Annotated in this window: 13 protein-coding genes and 1 pseudogene; 10 read left to right on the top strand and 4 right to left on the bottom strand. The window is 57.5% G+C overall.

Annotated elements, in window-relative coordinates; translation table 11 throughout:
- The first annotated feature begins 2 nt into the window (after positions 1-2).
- Together AC0L3D_RS15375 and AC0L3D_RS15370 are read left to right on the top strand one after the other, a co-directional pair.
- Positions 3-1,171, top strand: a pseudogene (locus tag AC0L3D_RS15375) (IS91 family transposase).
- A gap of 602 nt (positions 1,172-1,773) precedes the next feature.
- Positions 1,774-2,958: a tetratricopeptide repeat protein gene (locus AC0L3D_RS15370; RefSeq protein ID WP_473644886.1), complete on the top strand. Its 1,185-nt coding sequence runs from the start codon at positions 1,774-1,776 to the stop codon at positions 2,956-2,958.
- A gap of 473 nt (positions 2,959-3,431) precedes the next feature.
- Here AC0L3D_RS15370 and AC0L3D_RS15365 read toward each other — a convergent pair whose 3' ends face one another.
- Positions 3,432-4,022 carry a hypothetical protein gene (locus AC0L3D_RS15365; RefSeq protein WP_473644884.1) on the bottom strand — a complete coding sequence of 197 codons (591 nt, stop codon included), beginning with the start codon at positions 4,020-4,022 and terminating at the stop codon, positions 3,432-3,434.
- 429 nt (positions 4,023-4,451) lie between these two features.
- Between AC0L3D_RS15365 and AC0L3D_RS15360 the strand changes: the two genes are divergently transcribed.
- From AC0L3D_RS15360 to AC0L3D_RS15335, 6 genes are all read left to right on the top strand, one after another.
- On the top strand, positions 4,452-4,859 hold the full coding sequence (locus AC0L3D_RS15360) for an SGNH/GDSL hydrolase family protein (protein WP_473644882.1): 408 nt from the start codon (positions 4,452-4,454) through the stop codon (positions 4,857-4,859).
- A complete protein-coding gene (locus AC0L3D_RS15355) occupies positions 4,852-5,043 on the top strand; it encodes a hypothetical protein (protein ID WP_473644880.1) in 192 nt (63 codons plus the stop codon). Before AC0L3D_RS15360 ends, AC0L3D_RS15355 begins: the two co-directional genes overlap by 8 nt.
- Before the next feature lie 736 nt (positions 5,044-5,779).
- Positions 5,780-9,247, top strand: coding sequence for a hypothetical protein (locus AC0L3D_RS15350; protein ID WP_473644879.1), 3,468 nt, complete (start codon positions 5,780-5,782; stop codon positions 9,245-9,247).
- Entirely contained in the window at positions 9,198-10,109 is a 912-nt protein-coding gene (locus AC0L3D_RS15345; RefSeq protein WP_473644877.1) for a hypothetical protein, read from the top strand. The genes AC0L3D_RS15350 and AC0L3D_RS15345 overlap by 50 nt, the downstream gene beginning before the upstream one ends.
- A complete protein-coding gene (locus tag AC0L3D_RS15340) occupies positions 10,110-10,541 on the top strand; it encodes a hypothetical protein (RefSeq protein ID WP_473644876.1) in 432 nt (143 codons plus the stop codon).
- Positions 10,542-10,557: 16 nt separating this feature from the next.
- Complete coding sequence (locus tag AC0L3D_RS15335) at positions 10,558-11,160, top strand: hypothetical protein (protein WP_473644874.1); 603 nt, start codon at positions 10,558-10,560, stop codon at positions 11,158-11,160.
- Positions 11,161-12,435: 1,275 nt separating this feature from the next.
- On the opposite strand, the gene AC0L3D_RS15330 is transcribed toward AC0L3D_RS15335, so the two are convergent.
- Positions 12,436-14,052 (bottom strand): hypothetical protein, encoded by a 1,617-nt coding sequence (locus AC0L3D_RS15330; protein WP_473644872.1) that lies wholly within the window; start codon positions 14,050-14,052, stop codon positions 12,436-12,438.
- Between the two features lie 579 nt (positions 14,053-14,631).
- Between AC0L3D_RS15330 and tnpB the strand changes: the two genes are divergently transcribed.
- Complete coding sequence (tnpB, locus tag AC0L3D_RS15325; protein WP_473644870.1) at positions 14,632-14,847, top strand: IS66 family insertion sequence element accessory protein TnpB; 216 nt, start codon at positions 14,632-14,634, stop codon at positions 14,845-14,847.
- On the opposite strand, the gene AC0L3D_RS15320 is transcribed toward tnpB, so the two are convergent.
- Together AC0L3D_RS15320 and AC0L3D_RS15315 are read right to left on the bottom strand one after the other, a co-directional pair.
- A complete protein-coding gene (locus tag AC0L3D_RS15320; protein ID WP_473644868.1) occupies positions 14,771-16,177 on the bottom strand; it encodes a hypothetical protein in 1,407 nt (468 codons plus the stop codon). The genes tnpB and AC0L3D_RS15320 overlap by 77 nt on opposite strands.
- Before the next feature lie 66 nt (positions 16,178-16,243).
- Entirely contained in the window at positions 16,244-16,705 is a 462-nt protein-coding gene (locus AC0L3D_RS15315; RefSeq protein ID WP_127209895.1) for a hypothetical protein, read from the bottom strand.
- Between the two features lie 419 nt (positions 16,706-17,124).
- On the opposite strand from AC0L3D_RS15315, the gene AC0L3D_RS15310 reads away from it, so the two are divergent.
- Positions 17,125-19,248, top strand: a complete 2,124-nt coding sequence (locus AC0L3D_RS15310) for a C1 family peptidase (protein ID WP_473644867.1) — start codon at positions 17,125-17,127, stop codon at positions 19,246-19,248.
- Positions 19,249-19,656: the final 408 nt, after the last annotated feature.

The raw sequence follows: 19,656 nt of genomic DNA, 5'->3' as shown, positions 1-19,656 counted from the left end.
GGGTGCGCGCTGACCTGGAGGTCGCCGATATCTTCCGTGCTGCCGGCCCCCGGATACCGGGTCGCCTACGCCCGGCATCTGAGCCTGCAGCAGCTCAAAGTCATGTCAGCGATCGAACACTGCCGCACCGCTGCATTGGGTGGCCATGTCGTCGGATCGCCTATAACAGCTGCCGCAACCGGCACTGTCCCAGGTGCCAGGGCGCGGCCGCGCGTACATGGCTTGCCGAGCGTGAAGCCGACCTGCTGCCGGTGGGATACTTCCACGTCGTGTTCACGCTGCCGGCCGAGGTTGCCGTCATCGCCTTCCACAACAAGGCGCTGGTCTATGACCTGCTGTTCAAGGCGGCATCGGAGACGATGCTGACGATCGCGGCGGATCCCAAGCACCTCGGCGCGCGCATAGGCATCACCGCCGTGCTCCACACATGGGGCTCGGCAATGACCCACCATCCCCATGTCCACATGATCGTGCCGGGCGGCGGCATCGCGCCGGACGGGTCACGCTGGGTATCGTCGCGGCCGGCCTTCCTTCTCCCAGTCAGAGTACTGGGCAAGCTGTTCCGCCGCCTGTTCCTGACCCGGCTGGTCGCGCTCCACGACGCCGTCGGCTCGCCTTCTTCGAATCGGCGGCGCACCTGGCCGACCGTCGGGCCTTCCTGCGTCATCTGAAGCCTGTTCGCAGCAAACGCTGGGTGGTCTATGCCAAGCCGCCCTTCGCCGGACCCCAAGCGGTGCTTGCCTACCTATCGCGCTACACTCACCGAGTCGCCATCTCGAACCGCTGCCTGATCGCCTTCGACGAAAAGGGAGTCACCTTCCGCTACAAGGATTATCGTCGCGATGGTGTCGAGCGCCAGCGCGCCATGACGCTTGCCGCCGATGAGTTCATCCGCCGCTTCCTGCTCCATGTCCTGCCGCGTGGGTTCCATCGCATCCGTCACTATGGGCTGCTTGCCGGCTCCGCCCGCAAGGCCAGCCTCGCACTCGCGCGCGAACTGCTGAACGTCACTCCGCCGCCCGAAGACGATACTCCGGAAGGACCGGCTGACGTCCACCCGCCTTGCCCTTGCTGCGGTGGACGCATGGTCGTCATCGAGAGGTTCGAACGGTGGTGCCAGCCTCGTGCGCCGCCTACCTCACGAGCGCCGAACCGGGAGAACGCGCCATGACCCGGCATGACCAAGTTGCTCGTACGACCGCGCCACGCCGGCGCCGGTCAACGGGACGCTATGTGCACGTTGCCGTGAAGCCGGTCATCACGCGCATCAATCCCGCCGGAATCAACGCTCCAGGTTCTGCGACCTGGCCCGGAAGCTTCTTCCACGACCTCCCAGGCACGTCCTATGCGGAAGTCCGCGACAGGCGCTGGCACATCCCGAGGCACAAATCCCCATAGGCAATCGTCTGCGGCCCGCGGGTTCCTGCATGAGAGACTTTCGTACGCCTGACGACACCCGAAACCCTTCAGCATCTCAGCCGTAGAGATCGGCCTCGCAGCTTCCTGAAGCAGACCTTGCCGGCGATGACGCTGGACGTCGTAGTTGCGCCAGAAGCGGGCGTTCGCGGCGTGTCACCATTGCAGACGTTCGCGCTACGGCCGGAGTCGAGCCCGAAGCGGTGTTCGCAAAGAAGGGCACGCTCACGTTGCGGTCGTCCATCGCCGGCCATTTTGCCGCTCAGTCGCCGGCTATTGCCGATCAGTGCGGCAATAGCGCTCCCGACGATTTCCCGTGGAGAGTTTTCAATGTAAGGTAGCCAGCAAAAGGGGGGAATGATGCTTTGGTCGATTTGGTCCTGGGTCATCGGACAGCGCGAGCATTCTGCGCCGACGACGGATGTCACTACGAGCGCCCGGCAGCTAGCTGGGCCGAACGTGAAGCTTCGAAATTATACTATTGCTTCGCTGGCGATCGGCACGCTCTGCATTCTGCTATTCGCGGCCAACATCTCTGAAGGACAGACCTTTTTGGCTCGAGTGGGAGCGAGCTTGGCGCTCGCGCTTAGCGCTGTGGTTCTCGGCTCGTTGCTGGGGTTCGTCTTCGGCATACCGCGAACGCTCCAGCACGATATAGCTCCGCAGGCGACTCAATTAGCAACCGGACAGGAGTCGATTGGATATCAAATCAACACCAACCTCGAGCAAATCTCGGATTGGCTCACAAAGATTATTGTAGGCGTTGGATTGGTCCAACTTGGTAGCATCGGCTCTTGGTTGAAGTCGTTCTCGGCAGAGATGGGTATAGGTTTCGGAAATGGCGTGTTTGGGCAAGCATTTGTTCTCGGAATATTAGTATACTTTGTGTGCGTTGGCTTCTTTATTGGGTACCTTTGGACAAGGCTTTCGTTTGGACTCGCAATTAAAGAGGCAGATCAAGGACTTATCGGCAGGCGTATCGAGAAATTTGAAGCAGATCTTCGAGCGGATAATCAGGCAATGTTGTTAGTAACCCGTCAGTTGAATATAGCGCCTAGCGGCGAAACCGGGATCCTTCAAAAGGACCTAACCGATGCGATAGCACAAACCACAAAGTTAACGAAAGTCAAGATCTTCTATGAGGCGGTAAAGGCTCGCAACGACGATGAACGCCGAGAGCAGTCAATTCCCGTATTGCAGGCGTTAATCGAAACGGACAAACAGGAACGGTTCCACAGGAACCACAGCGAATTGGGGTTTGCACTGAAGGACAAATCGAAGCCGGATTGGGAGGCTGCTGAGTTAGCGCTTACGAAAGCAATTGAGATTCGGGATCGTATCGGTCAAACCGGATACGGTGCGTATGAATTTAACCGTGCGATATGCCGAGTCCATCTGGGCCGCCCGAAAGAGGAGATCATCGCAGACTTCAAGCAAGCTTCTACGGACGAATGGGTGCAAACTTGGACGTCAGATGACCCGACGGTCAACCGCTGGTTTGCAGAGACCGGGATTTCCATACGAAGCTTGGGATTCGAATGACCACCGATCTCGCCAATGACCGCTCTGTGCCCGATCCGGTGCTTTGACGCTCTCCTCGGCATGCTAAGTGGCTGATGCGCGTGTCGCCTGCACAAAAGCTGACTTTGGAAGAGCGCCCCTGAACGGCCGATTTCTGGCCGCAAGCGGACCCTTTACCACTGTCCGCCTCGGCGTTGCACAGTAGCGCGCAGTTGCCGCGCAGGCCGAGTGAAGAAGCTGGAGATTGCCCGCACGGTTGTCGGCCTTCGCCAGCGTCTCAGAGCCTCGCTCCTGCCATCAGTTCGGTTCGCGAAAGCCGCTTTTCCCGACGGGAACTGCCCCGTTTCGACCGGACACCTGGCGTAAGCGGAAAGGCTCAAGGATATCCTTGGGGATAGGCTTATGTCGGGCGCTGCTGGATCGACGAGCGGCCCGTGAAGTCGTGGCTGCGCTCTTCCACCAAGTTGCGCAGCGGCTCGTCATCGGAGATCTTGTCACCGAGGTGACCTAAGTTTGGGACTTGAGACAAGTAAACTCTCAATCCAAAGTGTGAAGAGTGCCGCCAAGGAAGGTGCGCTCAGTCGTAGCCAAGGAATGAGCTCGCTCCATCGATGCCAAATGGGGGCGATCTTAAAAGGATCGGCGGCATAAAACTGATCACGCGAAGGATCGTAAGATCCTATTATCGAGAAGAGGATTGCGACCACAGTAGGACCTACGGAAACGGCTTTTTTTAGCGGTTTCCGAACGCTGATACTGCTGGCTAAGCGTGATAGCAGCCAAAGAGCAGATGCGTTCAATGAGATGCTTAGGATAATCCACCAGCCCCCAGCAGCCTGTACAAGTTTGGTCGCCATGCCACCCGCCACCAACTGGAAATCGTGCATCAGGCTGGCTATGCTAATCTCGGTGCCGCCCATACCACCTGGAACGACGAGTTGCGCCGCAATGCTCATCAGGCTGTACCCCACCTCGTAAAAGTTAATGAGAGGAGTTACCGCTGCAACCGTCAGAGCTGTACCGAGCAGCAACGCGCTTGTAGCGGCCATTTCGCGGCCCTGTTCGTCAGCAGCAATGATCGTCATTGCTATTGTCGCAATGTTCAGCGCTAGATTAGCAGCTATGCTGAGAAGCTGGTGGAATCCGCCGCTCGACCTGCCGATTCTTGCGGTCGCCGCGACCATTCTCGGCGGCGTCGTCTTTGGGCGCGGCGAGGGGGGAGTCTGGGGCCCTTCTTCGGGGTCCTATCCTTTGCGCTGCTATTTGTGGTGATGACGACCCTCGGAATTGGCGAGCCCGGCAAGCTGATCGCGCAAGGTCTAGCTGGCCGCGGTCTTCTACGGCGTGAGAACCGCGAAGTCCCATTGACCAGACGCAATTCATTTCGAGGAGGAGTCGATGTCTGAAACGAAGTCCATACTATACCTTGGCGACTCGCTTACCTGGGGCTGGATCCCCGTACGCGAAGATCGCCAACCCGGCGGTACCCACTCGAACAGCGCTGGACCGGAGCGATGGCGGCGCATCTTGGCGACAGCTATCATATCATCGAAGAGGGACTCAGCACTCGTACCACGAGTGCTGACGATCCCAACGATCCGCGGCTAAACGGAAGCCAGTATCTGCCCGCGGCGATCGCCAGCCACCTGCCGCTCGATCTCGTCATCATCATGCTGGGTACGAACGACACTAAACCGTTCTTCAACCGTACGCCCTACGACATCAGCTATGGCATGGCCAAGCTGGTGGGGCAGGTGCTGACCGGCGGCGGTGGCATCGGCACGCCTTATCCGGCACCCAAATGTCTCGTGGTCGCGCCCCCGCCGCTCACTCCCATGCCCCATCCTTATTTTCAGGGAATGTTCGGTGATGGCCACCCACAAGTCGGCTCAGCTCGGACAGCAGTACAGGGACATGGCTGACTTCATGAAAGTCGACTTCCTCAACGCCGGTGACTTAATCACGACAGATGGTTGCGATGGCATTCACTTCACCGAACAGAACAACCTCGATCTTGGCGTGGCAATCGCCGACAAGGTGAACGTGGCAATCGCCGACAAGGTGAAAGAGATATTCAGACGCGGATCGGCGCTTCAAGCCGCCTAGCGAGGCGAGACGAGCGCCTCGAACTACAGGGAGCTACTACCGCGGCGCGTCGTTTCCTCCAAACGATGCACGCTCATTGCGGGGCCGACCGGCACAGTCGGTCCCGCATTTTTGCAGGGCCCCTCGCGAAATCTGAGCGGTCTGGCGAAGCGTCTCATCCTACCTTCGAATCATCGCGCCGCTGGCTAAGCAGAAAGGCAGCAGACTCCTGTTTGGCGCGTGTTTCTCTTGGATGTGGGTAGGCGGAACCGTCACATAACCCAGGAGCGACAGCAGGGAGTGAGCGATTGCTCAGCGTGAGAGTGTAGTCGCTTGACCGCTGGTCAACTGCCCGTTGAACCGTTGGTCGCCGGAAGAATAAAACCGTGCCAGTACATTGCTATCCTCGCCGTAGAACGTCAGCTGCTTGCGGGCCTGAGGCGACCGTTGAAGCTTTCCATGAAGCCGTTCCGCCAGTTCATCGTGGGGCACTATCCTCAATCTCTTGCCGCATCGCGCTGCACATTTTTGTCTCTTCTCGCAACGGACGTGCAACCGCGGCGGCCTTTTCTTGCCGTTCCGGCAGCAGACCGTTCGTCCTTGCAACGGCATCAAACCGCCTTTTCCCTTCGCCCCGCCCCATCGCGTTGCACATGCAACTTCGTTGAAACAAAAAAACGATCAAAGTGAGTCATGTTTCCATAATGTGAAAAAGATGATAATAATGGGAATAGGGATTTTCCGGAGGGCGCTGGCGATGAGACTTATCAGCATCGTCGTTTACTCACTTATTCAAGTTTTTACATTTTGTGACGCTAGGGCGAATGATGTTTCGCAAGGAAGCATCAAGTACGCACAATCGTTCCGCAAGACAGAGCCGTTTCTTATTCAGGATATCGTGGTGTCGCCGAATGAAGCGGGGCGACGCACCTTCGTGTTGACGGAGCCTCCGGCACTCGCGTTCGCCAAGCGAGAGGAATGGGTGCCACGCGTATTTGGCCCGAGTTTTGTTGGCTTCACGGTGCAGGAGCAGCCAATAGGCTTTGATGGGCTGGCACGGGATATCGTCGTCGAGACCACCGCGACGTCCGAAGGCGATGTACGGCAATATGTTGAGGAAATACATCACATCTATTTCGGTGCGTCTTACAAGTCGACCTACCGGCTCTTCGAACCCAAGAGCTGGGACGCCGAACGCCCTCCCTCCCGCAAGGTTGGTCCGCCCAGTCTCGATATTTCTGCTGCCTCGATCCACAACTGGCTATTCGGCCCGAACGCTCTTCGATTCTCATCTGATCCTCTCGACGCGGCAACGCCGCAGGCTTCGAAGGTAGCGCTGCTGCGGCTGCCTTTGGATCGGCATGGCGTCTATTACAGCGACCCGGCGGGGCTGGTGGTGCTGACGTTACCTCGCTCCAAGCCCCTGAACGACGCGACCGCGCTTCTTCGCCGCTATCTCGTTGACACCGATGCGCTGGTCGGCGCCGTCACCCGGGCCGACGAGGATCGGCTCATCCTAGTGGGACGGGAGCGAACGACCCCGTTGGACCAGATGGAGCCCTTACGAACCGATACCGTGCTGACACTTGCGTCCAGCGGTGTCACGGATCTTGCGCAAAGTTACGAGAGAAATGCGCCCCTCGCTGGGCCTATTACCGATTCCGCGCTATTGTCTTTGATGCACGATCCCCAGAGCGTCCAAGCGTTCGAATCGCGCTTCGGCTCGGAAGGTGGGTCTTTGCGCAAGGACGGTAAAGCTCTCGTCTCACTGTTTAATATGGACGAGATTCGATCTGTTTACTCAACCGCTGTCGATTGGGCGCCAATTCTCCTTAGCCGCGAGCTGACACACACGGAATATGGGCAGCTGCTGAACATCACCGATCAGATGTTGAAAGGCTGGTCGATGGCCAATCAGATCAGCTATGCTAGGTATCCTTATCCGCGGCCTTTTGGAAATCCGGATGCGGAAGGTCTTCGTTCGCGTCTCGAAGCCGAACTCCCGCAAGCTTTCGAAGGTTTGACTTTCAACTGGAACACTTCGGGATTTGGCTCGTGGACTTCGTTTGGCGATATTCAGATCTTTTCCCAATATCGCACCGGGTCTTTGCCGGTCTCCTACTTCCCCGATGAGGGCACCTTCGTCATTGACGACGATGCAGAGATGACGCTCAAGCGGGCCGAGGACGAATACTGGTCTTTCTTTGCGGGACTTGGCGACCCATATCTGGAGCGGGCAGCACACTACGCGGCACTTCACATCGTCTTCAATGCCGTGCCGATCAAAGCAACGCGGACTGAACCCATCGTTTCGACGCAAGCCTATCGCGACCGGATGCAGGGGCTAACCCTTGTTGTCAGGAGCGCCATCGCGGAAATGCTACGCAATCTTGGGGCTGGTATACCAACCAGTTTAAGCGCGTTCACGAACCCCAAATTGGTTGTAAATCCGTCAACCAGTTGCCTCTTCTCAACCTTTGATTTTCTAAAGAACTCTAAACAGGAATCGGAAATAAGATCGCTTCTTGGAAAATCGGAGAAGATGGATGAATTGGTGGAAATGAGCGTTGATTTTACGAGGGTTGCTGGGGATTTTTACGATAAAGATCAGAAAGAACGTCAATCTCTAATAGATGGAGAGAAAAGCCTAATTGATAGCATTAAAAATTTTAATGATAAAGTGGATCAGTGTAATATAAATAGAAATTGTTTTGAATTTATTTTGGAGTCGATGAAGAATGACCTGGATGAGGAAAGGGCCAAATTTGAGAGGGATGTAGAAGGCTTTTTCGAGCGAAGGGCGGTGTTTCAGGCCACAGCGCAAAAGGTTGGCAGTTTGGCGAGACAGATAGGAGAGTTGGCGCGGCCTTTTGCGAATTGCAGCAAGGGATGGCGATCTGTGGTTGAAAGCGTTCCGCCGCTTCCGGAGGCAGTCTACCGGACACCCGGAATCGTGGTGTCGAACGCCGCAGGTGAAGCTGTCGATGCGGTCGGCGGGCACAACCTAGATGGCCGGTCGGCGCGCGTATTGCCGGATGAGGCGGTGCCGGCGGGCAAGGTCCAAATCGACGACAACGCAGGCACAATCCGACTAAACCCCGCCGATATGAACAAGGCGCCATCCGTGGTGCGCACATTTGAACGCGACTATAAGCGCTACGCTGAAGGCGATGCTGCTTTCAAGGCAAAGGTCGAACAGCGCGTCGAAGCGGCGCTTGCACATGATACCCGCGCTCTTCAAGCCTTTGATGTGATCGCGCTTCAAAGAACGGGGAATACAGTCGAGGCCGAACGCGGCTATCAAATCGAGACGGCCGCTTCCTCTACGGGATCGGCCCGGATTCATCGCACCGCTCGGGCCGAGGCCATTCTATTGGACGACCCGCTTGCACTGGAGTTGAAGCAGAAGGTGGAGGCCGCCGGGGCGCAGGGTGCCTACCGGGTCCTTGAGAACGGCGTTATAGAGGTCTCATTTCCCGATGGACGCCCACCCATCGCAGTGCACGTTGTTTCACGTGAGGATATCCCTGCCGCGACGATGCGCATCCTAGAGCATGCCGCAGGCAACGCGAAACACGCTAAGCAGACTATGACGTTTGTCGACCTCAGCGGCTCGTTCTCGTTGTCGGATATGGCAGCCATCAAATACTCTGGGGCGGGACGTCCCGCGGCGGGTCGGGGTGGTGCCGGGATTCCGCCGACAGGACGTAGCGGCGTCATGGTCTTTGACGGCGAGCCGCCAAAGCGCTGGACATCTAGGTTTGGTGCTTGGGCTGGACGTCCATTCCTTGGCTACTGGTCGAGGAGAGGCAATGCCTTCAGACAGTTGGGTCGCGTCGACGCCGACTGGAAGACAGCCCTCATTGGCGAAATTCGTATCAAAGCGTCCGGCAATGGTGGACAGTTGAATGCTACCATTGAGATTCCCTTCCGCTCGGTCGAGACCGGACCAAGGTCGATATTCACAAAAATAGTGGCGATGTTTGATCGTCGCGCGCCGACCGATGCCGATGCCACCGTCCTCCAGCAAGCGGTCGAAACCGTGGCGGTCGAAGCAGACGGCCAAATGCTTGGCTTGCAGATTGAACTTATACGGCACGAGTTCCTGGACAAGCTGGGCGACGATGCTCCGGAAAAGGTGCTGTTCCATCTTCGGGACGGCACGGACGATTTCTTTGTCGTCGAAAATCAAATTGGCGTTCGGCGCGGCGATGAACGGGGTTGATCTTTTCGAGCAGGAGACCGGCGTCGAGGATTTGGCGCTGCTGATCGGCCTGCCACAGGACAACGGTGCCTTTTCCGCAGACCTGGCCTTCCGGGAAAAGGCACCGACAGATGGCCGTGGCGACTTTGCCACGAACCAGGGCGATAGCTCCCATACGATAGCCGCGGTGAACGACCTGCTTCAAACGGCGCGGCGGTCCGGTATCCCGGAGTTTCGCATTCGCGCCGCGACGCTCGACGCGCTAGATGACGTAGCAACAAGCGGAGCGAAGGTTATTGTGATCCTCGCCCATTGGCGAGGCGCGACGGTTTCAATGCGCGATCTGTCCGAAAATGCATGGACAATCGCGCGGTCCCAAATAGCGAAGAACACCACCAGCATTCTACGTCAGTTCTCGACCTTCCTTAACGGGCGCGGTGTCCAGGAAGACGCCATTCCATCCGGCAGGCTTGCCGACATTCTCTCGGATTTTATCAAGAGCTTCGACCCTCCCGGTCAAGATGGCAGCAGAATCGTCGTCCGCGACGCCCTGGACGCCGTGTTGGGGGATGCGCTGGCGCCCGGCAACGCCGTTGAGTTTCGCGACGCTGTGCATAAGCCGGCGCTTTTGGCCACCGCCCTGCCGAACGATTGGTCGGGCATATGCGACCTTGCGGTCTGTCACTCGATGGCATTGGCGAAAGAGATGCGCGCCGGCAGGTGCGATCGGCGTATGATCACCAACCGGAAACCCAAATATCTGGATCGGGCTGTAGCGGAGCTTCGTGAGACATTTCTTCGTCTGGCACAAAGGCCGCAGCCATACATCAAGTTGAGGGCAGAAATCTCGCGCGCCTATGGCGCGATGATTTTGGAGGTATGAATGATGAACGAAATTTTGTCCCCGCGATTGAGAGCAATCCTGGTCGAGGAGGTTACCCCGGCGAAAGGACATTTAGGTCCAGACGATACACAGGAGAAAGTGGGAGCGCTGAAAGACAGACTGTTCCGTGAGGCCAGCAAAACCAACAAGATGTTTTATGTCGCGCTCAGTATGATCTTGACCGTATTTGTCGTCATGCTTTACCTGTTGGTCGTGAATTCCGGGAATACGACCGTGTTGCTGGCGGTGTCCAGCGCGTCCGGCGTCTCCATCAGCGGACTTATCTGGTTTGCCGTGCGGGTGGCGCGCGAGGCGACGCAGGTCGCCATCCTAATCGCTCTGGCTGCGCAGCTTTCAAGTGAAAATTCGATCGCCGCAATTCAGGCAATTCTGAAACAACAAGAAGTGCCATCGAAAGGCAGCAACAGTTGAGCAGGGAGAGAGAGTTATGACAATTGCAATGAGATGGATACTGGCTGGGCTCTTTCTTGGACTGGCATCGATTTCCGTGTACCTCGGTTCCCAGGCAAAAGAGCTGGACAGGCGCATCACTGCGCTTGAGGTAAAGCTGCGTGACACCGAGGCAAACCAGGCCAAGATCGTCGATGAACTGCGCGCGGCGCAGAAACTGCAAGGCGAGAAGGTGGCCGCACTCGGCTCGACCGAGGATGTCGCCAAACTGGTGGTCGAAATGCCCCAGCTGGTTGAACAGATAGCCGCATCGCTTGCCAAAGATCCGGCGAAGGTGGAGCTTCTGAAGGGCGAAACCGGCCCCATGCCCGAGATGGATTCCGTTCTTGCGGAGTTGATCGGTCAGGACGTCGTTGGGAAGGTCGCGAACACCATCTGGGAGACCCGGTACAGGGAACTGGCAGTCATGCCCGAAGTTGTGGCCGCTGTCGCCGATGCCGTCTACGCCAAATACGGCCGTGACCTGAAGGGCGTCGATGGACAGACCGTCTCCGCACAGGACATTGCCGCCGCTCTGGCTCTTGATCCGAATTTCGTGGCGCTGTTGGACTTGGGAAAGGATGCACCCAGCCCAAAGTAGGTGGCTCGTAGGTGAGGGGCAGCCCGGCTGCGTGGAGCAGCGACCGTGCAATTAATTTATCCACTGCGATACAGCTGTTGACGCGGCGGGTAGGATCAGGATCGCGCGGCGGCGACGGCTCCTCACGGTTGAGTTCTGCACTGCTTATGCAACCTTGACCCTATATTGATCAGCGATCCTGCCCCAGGGCATCCATTCCGAATCTGCACAATGCGCCAGGAGTGGCCATTGGTGTCGGCTCCGCGAACAGCTCAATGGAGCCCTAAGCCGACCTCGAGCGCACGGACGCCGAAGTGAGCAGTTGATTCACATTGCGATGACCAGCAATGGCACGCTCCTAACCGAGGCGGGATGACATTGTAGGTGTCGCCTGGAGACACTAGTTGGTTAGTGGCATTACTTAGGTCTGGTCCTCTCCCTCGGCAATGAACATAGGCGGTTTGGGCTTTCGACAGCCATGAGGGTCGGTGCCATTTGTAGCGATGCGGCCAGACCGTCAGCTCTGCGGCGCGTCGGTAGATGTGGGACATGGCTGTGGCGCGTCGATGGTATTTGAAGGCGGACGACTGACGCCATGTCGCGGCTCGGGCCATATTCGCCATGCATGCGGAGCCAAATCTCAAATCCTTGATCCGCTTCGGGAAGCGGGGTGCCCCTCTATGTCGCGAAACGGGGCGCACAGCTGACACTCAAACACAGACTATCGTAGGCCGTCTCGGGTCAGGAGCGTTGGTTGCCGCGAATGTCGGCGATCGGGTAGCAAAATGAGTTGATGAAGGTCGGGATTGGGTCATGAGTGCTGGTCGTTGCCAATGTCGGCTTCGGAGGAGAGAATACAGCTCCGGAAGGTCGCGTTTGGGTGAGGCCACGACATCGGGGCCTTGCAGGTTGAATGTCCGCTATCGTTATCCCCTGCACCGCAAGCCGACCGACCGCTAACGGCCCCGAAACGGTCATCCCGGATGCCAATCTGCGCGAAGCGGTCGCGCGGTGCAGGGTGGCGCAAGCAGGATGCGTCTCGCGCCGTGCTATACTGGCCAAGCGAACCTGCACTGCGCCGCAGTTAGGGAAATGCCTCTCCGCTGCGGAATGTCACGTTAACAAGAAGTACTGCGTTCTACTCATCATGCAGAAAATCTCATGGCAATGAAATCAGGTATTTAGCGGCTTGCGAAACGGCGTGGTGAACCGCCAAAAGCACTATTCTGAGTTAACGGTGACATCCCCCTTTTGGATACATCTCGCAGTCTCAAATGCGATATGACAACGGATTTGCTATCCGGTGGCTCCGATCTTGCTGACGGCGTTCGTCGATATGTTTACGAAGCGGTCAAGCAAGGTGAAGAACACGTCGATCGCAAAGCCAAAGACGAACGCAAGCGAGAACAGGCCGAAGCCGATGGTCTGAAACGCCTCGTTGTTGTTGAACGTTCCGTCCCAGAACCACGCTAGGACCATTCCGGCCAAAGCCCCTAGGGCCACACGGTAGATCATGCGCAGCAAGGGCGGGTTTGGTAAAAGCGGGTCCAGTATCCGTCGCATGAAGTACATCAGCGATCCGAGGGCGCCATACAGCGCTGGAAGCGCTAGGTATGAGTAAGTGGCGAGCCGCCCGGATATCTTGTTTTGTATGTCGAGGATATTTGGTATCGACTGCGAATAATAGCTCAGATTCATACGGCAATTCTGACGCATCAGGTCCATTGTCTTGATGCCGAGCCTGTCCTCGAAGAGATATGTGGACCTGCCGATGAACGCCAATTTATCGGCAGGAAAGGTGGTGAGACCTGCTTTTTTCAGATCCCAGTCATTCGATTGTGCTGTCTCGATATGTCGAAGATCCTGGCAGAAATTCTGCACCGAACTGACATCGACCGAGGCATACTGCTTTTCATACTGTTGCGTGATCGCGGCACTTTGGATCTTGAGTTCCGTTTCGGATAGTGGTTTTCCGTCGGCGGTTGTGCATTCGATCCTTTTTAAAACACGCAATGAACAGACGGCAGCTTCTCTAAGGTTTACCCATAACCGTGCGCTGAAATTCCACAGCATTTGTGGAACCGCGAGCTGGGCGTCAGCAGCGAACAGGAAGGCATCGCTCTTCTCTTTGACCAGCCTCAACTCCTTATCAAGCGTAGTAAGATCGTGAGCGTACTGGAATGACGCATCCTGGGCGATGAGATCTCGTTGGATCTCCTCGGTTATGCCCACGTCGCCGCTTTCCTGCGCCGGGGCTGGCGCGGCCGCATTTACGTCTGGTGGCGTCGGTGTAGGCACAGTCCCGTTTGCGTTTGTTTGCGCATGATCTTTGCGAAGGATGTCTGCCGGCAATCGTTGCTGTGCGACTAGAAGTTGCCTTTCAAGCCTCCCGTATTGCAATCCCGGGCTCCTATCCCTGAGCAATGAGAGCTCACTGAAGAGATTTACGCCGTTTTTGTAGGTGAGCGTGAGATGCCCAACGGCAAACATCAGCAGTAACGCGACGACAACAAACCCAAAGTTCTTAGCTTTTTCGCGAAGTCGGTCTTGGTGCGGCCGCCATCCCGATTGAAGTGCGCAGACGGTTGCCAGCGGAATTTTTTCTCGGGTTGTGGCTATAGCGGCCTGCAGGTCACTCACTGCTGCATTCGTCAACTTCCGTTCCGGCTCCGGCAGGGCTTTCGCCGCCGCGACTTTCCTGAAGAATTCGCCATCAGCCAGCAAACCGGCGCGAACCGCATATTTTGATATTATTTCTGCTTCTTCGATCAGTTCATCAACGGCGGGTTTCGGTAGCGGGCCTTCCCTCCATTGTCCCCATGATGCAAGGCGATGCCAAAATCGTTGAGGTTGCGCCGCAGGTGGCGCGGGAGAAGCAATTGGTGGTACCGAAGGCGGTGGATCCGCGGACATGGTTCCCGATCCTTCCTAACCTAGAACGCCTGGAACGAAGCCGTACGGCCCCGGGCAGCCACATGGGGCACCAGGCGGTCCTGGAGGATTCGCCCAACACCAGAAAGAGGGGGTAAAGCATATTGCGCCGGGATAGTGTGGTGGCACTTGCGCCAGCGCCGCGCGCCCCAACAACATAATAATGGTTGCACACAACAGCATAGCCAGCTTGAGTCTAAGCGGCATCGTCGCGCTCTAAGCAATGGTTGCAAATTAAATTAGCTCTGGAACATACAGCTACAAGCGACGCTTGAAAAGCGCTATTGTGCAAATAAGGAAAAGTGAAGCGTTTGAGGATATCCGCCTCCGTTAAGCAGTGTCTCTTGGCTCTTTATTGCCAGAATGCGGCTGTTTCGGCCCACTGGGCACTAAACGTGAGAATGTGGTCGCTCAGGCTTTCAAGTTAACTGGTCGACCGTGAACAATGAGCGGATTTTGGCGGCGATTGAAATCGGCCTGATCTGGAGCTCGGCGAGCAAAAGCCTAAAAAGCTGCCTGAGCCAGTTGAGCAGGAGCAAGAAGTTGTAGCCGGGCGCGCGGGTGTGGCTCTCGATGGGCCACACCGACATGAGGAAGGGTATGCGTGGCTTGGCTTTGCTGGTGCAGCAGCACCTGGAGCGCGATCCCCACGGCGGCGATCTGTACGTTTTCCGCGGACCCTTAGATTCAAAAAATCTAGTTATGCTGTGCCAGCAGACAGAACTCGAAGGCTTGACATGCTGGGCACCAGCAGTACCGAAACGCCGCGAAAATTAATGAAACTTGAGAGTTTTAAGTTATCAGCTTCATGGTTCTCGCGCCGAATTGGAAATGAGGTGTCGGCCCCAGATTTTGACCTGTTGCCAAACAGGGCGTCTTGCATCAGTTCCGAGTATGGCTTTCGGTGGAAATGCTCGGCGAAGCCTGTGCGCTGCATCCAGCGAAGAACGGTGTAGAACTGCTCATTCACGCGAGCGCACAGAAATGCGCCGACAATACCGCGCTCTATGCCGTCGTCCGATATGCCCTCGAAGGGAGGGCCGTAGCTGAACCCGCGACGAATAAATTTTGGCGGGCCGTTGGGGAATCGGCTTCTGTTAGGAAATGTTAACTCGTCGTCGCGAGCGTTTACGATCCGAATATGTGCGGACAACGGGCAGCGCACCCCATTCGGATCATCAGCGAACCCGAAGTGGTCATCAAGGTCCGCGGTGGCCGGAGGCGCCGTTGGATGCCGCGCCAGCGGCGAGCCGTCCGGCCAGCGTCCCATCATCTTGGCCGCAAGCCAATCCCGGCGATGTTGTGGCGACACGATTCCGTCACCCGCCGCCGCATTATTGTCCAAGAACCGGTTAAAGACCGCAACGTCCTGGTGGATCCAGGCCAAGCAGGCGAACGACCCGTCGCGGGCGAAGTCCTGCCAGGGCCCTGCACTCTGCGGCGAAACCTTGTAGCCGGGGCTGGGATATCCCATCACGAATTCCCGGAAGTTGGTGGTTCCCTGCACCTTCCCATCGTCCCAGTCCACCACGGGTGCCGTAACACCGTCGCGATAGCCGAAGTGAAGCACGCCACCGTCTGGACGCCGCCCGCTCAGCGCGCCGTTGCTGAAGGCGTTCAGCCTTAATTCTATGAGACCTGAAGTTTTTGCTGACTGGCGAAGATCAGACAGCGTCCTTGCCGCTTGGCCGTCATCATCGAATGCGGCATAGACCGCCATATGGATGGCGTCGCTCCCGAACCGGCCATCCCACCAAAGCTCAGGCGCGCTGGCGCCGATAAAGCCAAGCTGCTCCCGCACGGCCGGGTGATGTGGCGTCTGGTCAGTGAACCCGAAATCCAGCTCCAGCCGACCGGTCTCGGTATCAAGCGCTACGTGATCGGCCAGCAGCAGGCGCAGTCCGAGCCAGGTAAAGCCGAAATTTAGCACTGGTCCAGCGAGCCTTAGCGGATCCTGAGCCCCGTGCGGCGTATGGGCGAGCCATCTTGCGACAAACCGCTGCGCGCGTCGTCCGTCCTCGATACCGAAAAGCAGCACTGCGTAGTGGGATTGGTGGTAGCGGTGGACGAGGAGGCCCTGCAGGTTTGATAGTCGGGGCTTCATCACGGACGTACACCGCTCAACATTCCAGCCTCCTTGCTCACTGGTTCGCGGCTTGACCCTTGACCAGAATTATCCGGCGTGAACGAGCGCGTCCTGCAGTGTTCGGACGGTTTTGTGGTCATAGGCAGAAAACAGCCATCCCGCGGGGCTGCCCGAGAAATCGAGCGCACCATCGGTCGCCATGCCCAGGCTGTGAACGTTATGCTTTTTTGCGTAGTCCCAGAACTTGTTAGTGTCGTTGACATCGGGCGCCTCTTCGGCGAGCGCAAAAATCGCGGCGAACACCGGGGTAAGCTTATCCCTAAAGAATTCGGTATATTCCTGATGATCGCCCTCGTATTCGGTGATCACCTGGATATACTTGTCATCGATAACTAGAACGCGAGCGAAGTGAACGATCCGGGATTCCTTGAGGGCCCTCTCAATTTCAGGCTGAACCGTATTTGCGAAGTTCTCCGCAAGTCCCCTCAACATGTCTTTCGAGGCGCGGTCCTGTTTCAACGGCAATGTGAGATTCAACGCATGCGTCATACAAGCTCCTCCGGACTTCCTAGACCCCAGCTGACGATCATGCGCTTTACGGGATGATTTGGAAAGCCATACATTTGGCAATCTGAAGGTCAGATATCAGATTTATATGTCAGAGACATTTCTTCGCCGATTGCTGTCGATCTCATAGTATGATTATTTTTGCGATATCGAACAGCATGAGGTTTGGGGCGCGCGTTGTCGGCGTCACCTCGCAGTGTAGCCGCCTGACGTACGTTGGAGCTGTGAATGTCATTGAAGATTCTTGGATCCCCTAGTTAATACATGCCAGGCGGGACGACTTAGAGCTGCTTGAGACTGTGAGCTCGCCCTGATTGGACAGACCATCGACGCCGTTCGCGGGTATTTCGGCGTTGCAGATATAAACAGCCATAGCTCATGGCAAAGAACGAGGGCTGATCATGGCAAGGTCTCCATCCAAAAACAGAGCGGCAGTGCGCCGTCAGGCCGCCATCACGCCGCCCGAAACCGGGCACCCTCATCCTGATCCACTAACCACCGAGAAAGCGGAGGAGATGCTCGGCGGCGAACCCTCGCCATTGGACGCCGCGAACATCCCGGCCGATGCTGCGGCCAGCACGACGGAGACGCCCGGAGATTCGATCAAGATTGGCAATAGAACGTTCAGTGCCGCGCCGACGAAGCTCGGTGGTCGGACGCTCGACATTCTGCCTGACCTCCCGGACGTCCGCGACCGCATCTACCAGCCGCGTCTGAGAGCGCTGAGCCCGAGCATCTATCCTCGCATTGCCTTCAAGGTGCGCGACCAGGGCGCTGCATCCAGCTGCACCGGCCATGCTCTGGCTCACGTGATAGACGGCCTGCTCCACCGGGAGAACCTGCTGACGACCCCGAAGCGGGTGAGTGCGCGCATGCTCTACGAAATGGCTAAGCGCAACGACGAATGGATTGGCACGACCTATTTTGGCTCGAGCGTCCGCGGCGCGGTCAAAGGTTTTTTTCGGAACGGCATCTGCAGTGAGGCGCTCGCCCCCGACGGCACCGAGGGCGAATGGACACTGACCTACGAGATGGCCAAAGAAGCGCGCGAAACCCGCCTCGGCGCATATTATCGCCTGCAGCCCGACCTTTCAGACTATCATGCCGCCCTTGAGGAGATAGGCGCGATCTATGCCTCCGCCCAAATACATACCAACTGGCAGAACCCGGGCGCTTGGCCGACGCAGGCTGGCGGTTCGTCAATAGAGCGCCAGATCAAGCCCGGCGGCGCCCCGGCGGGTGGCCACGCCTTCGTTATCGTCGGCTATGACGCGGAAGGGTTTTGGGTGCTGAATTCATGGGGGCCACAATGGGGCCGCAACGGCATGGCGCACTGGCTATACGAGGACTGGGCCGCCACAATGATGGACGGCTGGGTGTTACAGCTAGGTGTGCGCGCGCCCACGGCGTTCAGCGCCCTTCCGCGTGCGGTGCCGGCCGGTGCCACGACGCCGTACGTCGCCACCGGGCCAAACCGCGGTGACATCGTCGGGCACTTTATCAACATCGACGACGGCCGCTACATCACCAGCGGCCGCTACGCATCACCGAACGAACTTGAGATGAAAGAAACGGTCAAGCGGCTCGTGGATCCGAACTCCAACAAGGACCCCGGCGACGAAAATGGCAAGGGCTACGATCATCTCGTTATCTATGCGCATGGCGGCCTCAACACGCTCGACGACGAAGCGCACCGGATAGCCACCTGGAAGCGCAACGACATCTTCGCACGCAACAAAATTTATAACTTCCACCTAATGTGGGGTTCGGGCTTCGTCGACGAGGCTTTCGGGCGGCTTTCGCAAACCGAGACCGGGCGCGCGGGTGGCTTTCTCGGCGACCTGCTTTTTGAAACCATCGGCAAACCGTTCGGTAGCGCCGCGTGGCGCAACATGAAGCAGGATGCCAGCGCAGCGTTCACGCCGGACAGCGAGTATGACGGGGGCTTCGTCGGCCTTTCTCTGCTGCTGAAAGGCCTCGATAAGGCCGAGCGTCGCCCAAAGCTGCACCTCGTCGGGCACAGTGCAGGCGCGATCATGCTCGGCCAGTTCCTTGGCGCCTTGAAGCGTTTCAAACTGACGAACATGCAGCTAGGCAGTATCCATCTCATGGCACCCGCCTGCACAGTCGCTTTTTTTACAAAGTTTTACGGAAAGTACCTGACGGGTGACGGCGCGCTGCCGCTGGAGGACAAGATTTATCTCTATAACCTCAGCGGTCAGCTTGAACTGGAGGACAAGGTTGGCATCGGATCGCTGCCGGGCTACGGCCGGTCGCTGCTTTACCTAGTCTCACGTGCCTACGAGAATGAGGCGAATACCGCTCTAGCTGGAATGGAGCTATTTGCCAAGAAGATGCCCAAGTCGGAGCGGCTGTCCGTCAGCTATTCCAGAAGTGACGATACGAAATCGACAAGTCATGGCGGTTTCGACAATGACGCCTCAACGCTGACGACAATTATGTCGCGCGTGCTTGATGGTAAAGTCCCACGACCCCCCACGGCCAATGAACTGACGGGATACTGATCAGCACTCTTACGCTCAATCACCACTTTTGCCGGTTCAACAGCGGGCGCGAGCAGCCTGGAGGAATTGAAGGCGGGCTGGACGCTTGCTAGAAAGCGTGGGCAGGAGCTGTAGACCCGCGCCAGCAGGCGGAAGCGGTGGCTGCGCCTCTCACTTGAGGCGTAGGATGATCAGGTCGCCATCTGCGCGATGATTGCCGCAGTACCAGCTTGTGCATGCGGGCCGGCGGGCTAAAAGTTAAGAGTGGTGCCTCCGACGCCCTATGGGATCGGCGTAAGTCCCGTAGCGATTGTATCCACCTTTGAACCCTGTACTAAACGAGCTTCTCTAACGGCGGGTCAACCGTCCAAGCTTCCATGGAGCGAATAACGATGTCGGCGCGTGCTCCAAGGCCATGGGTCGCCTCTA

This window comes from Mesorhizobium sp. WSM4837 (assembly GCF_055811435.1).
This window is presented reverse-complemented; position numbering and strand designations above follow the sequence as displayed.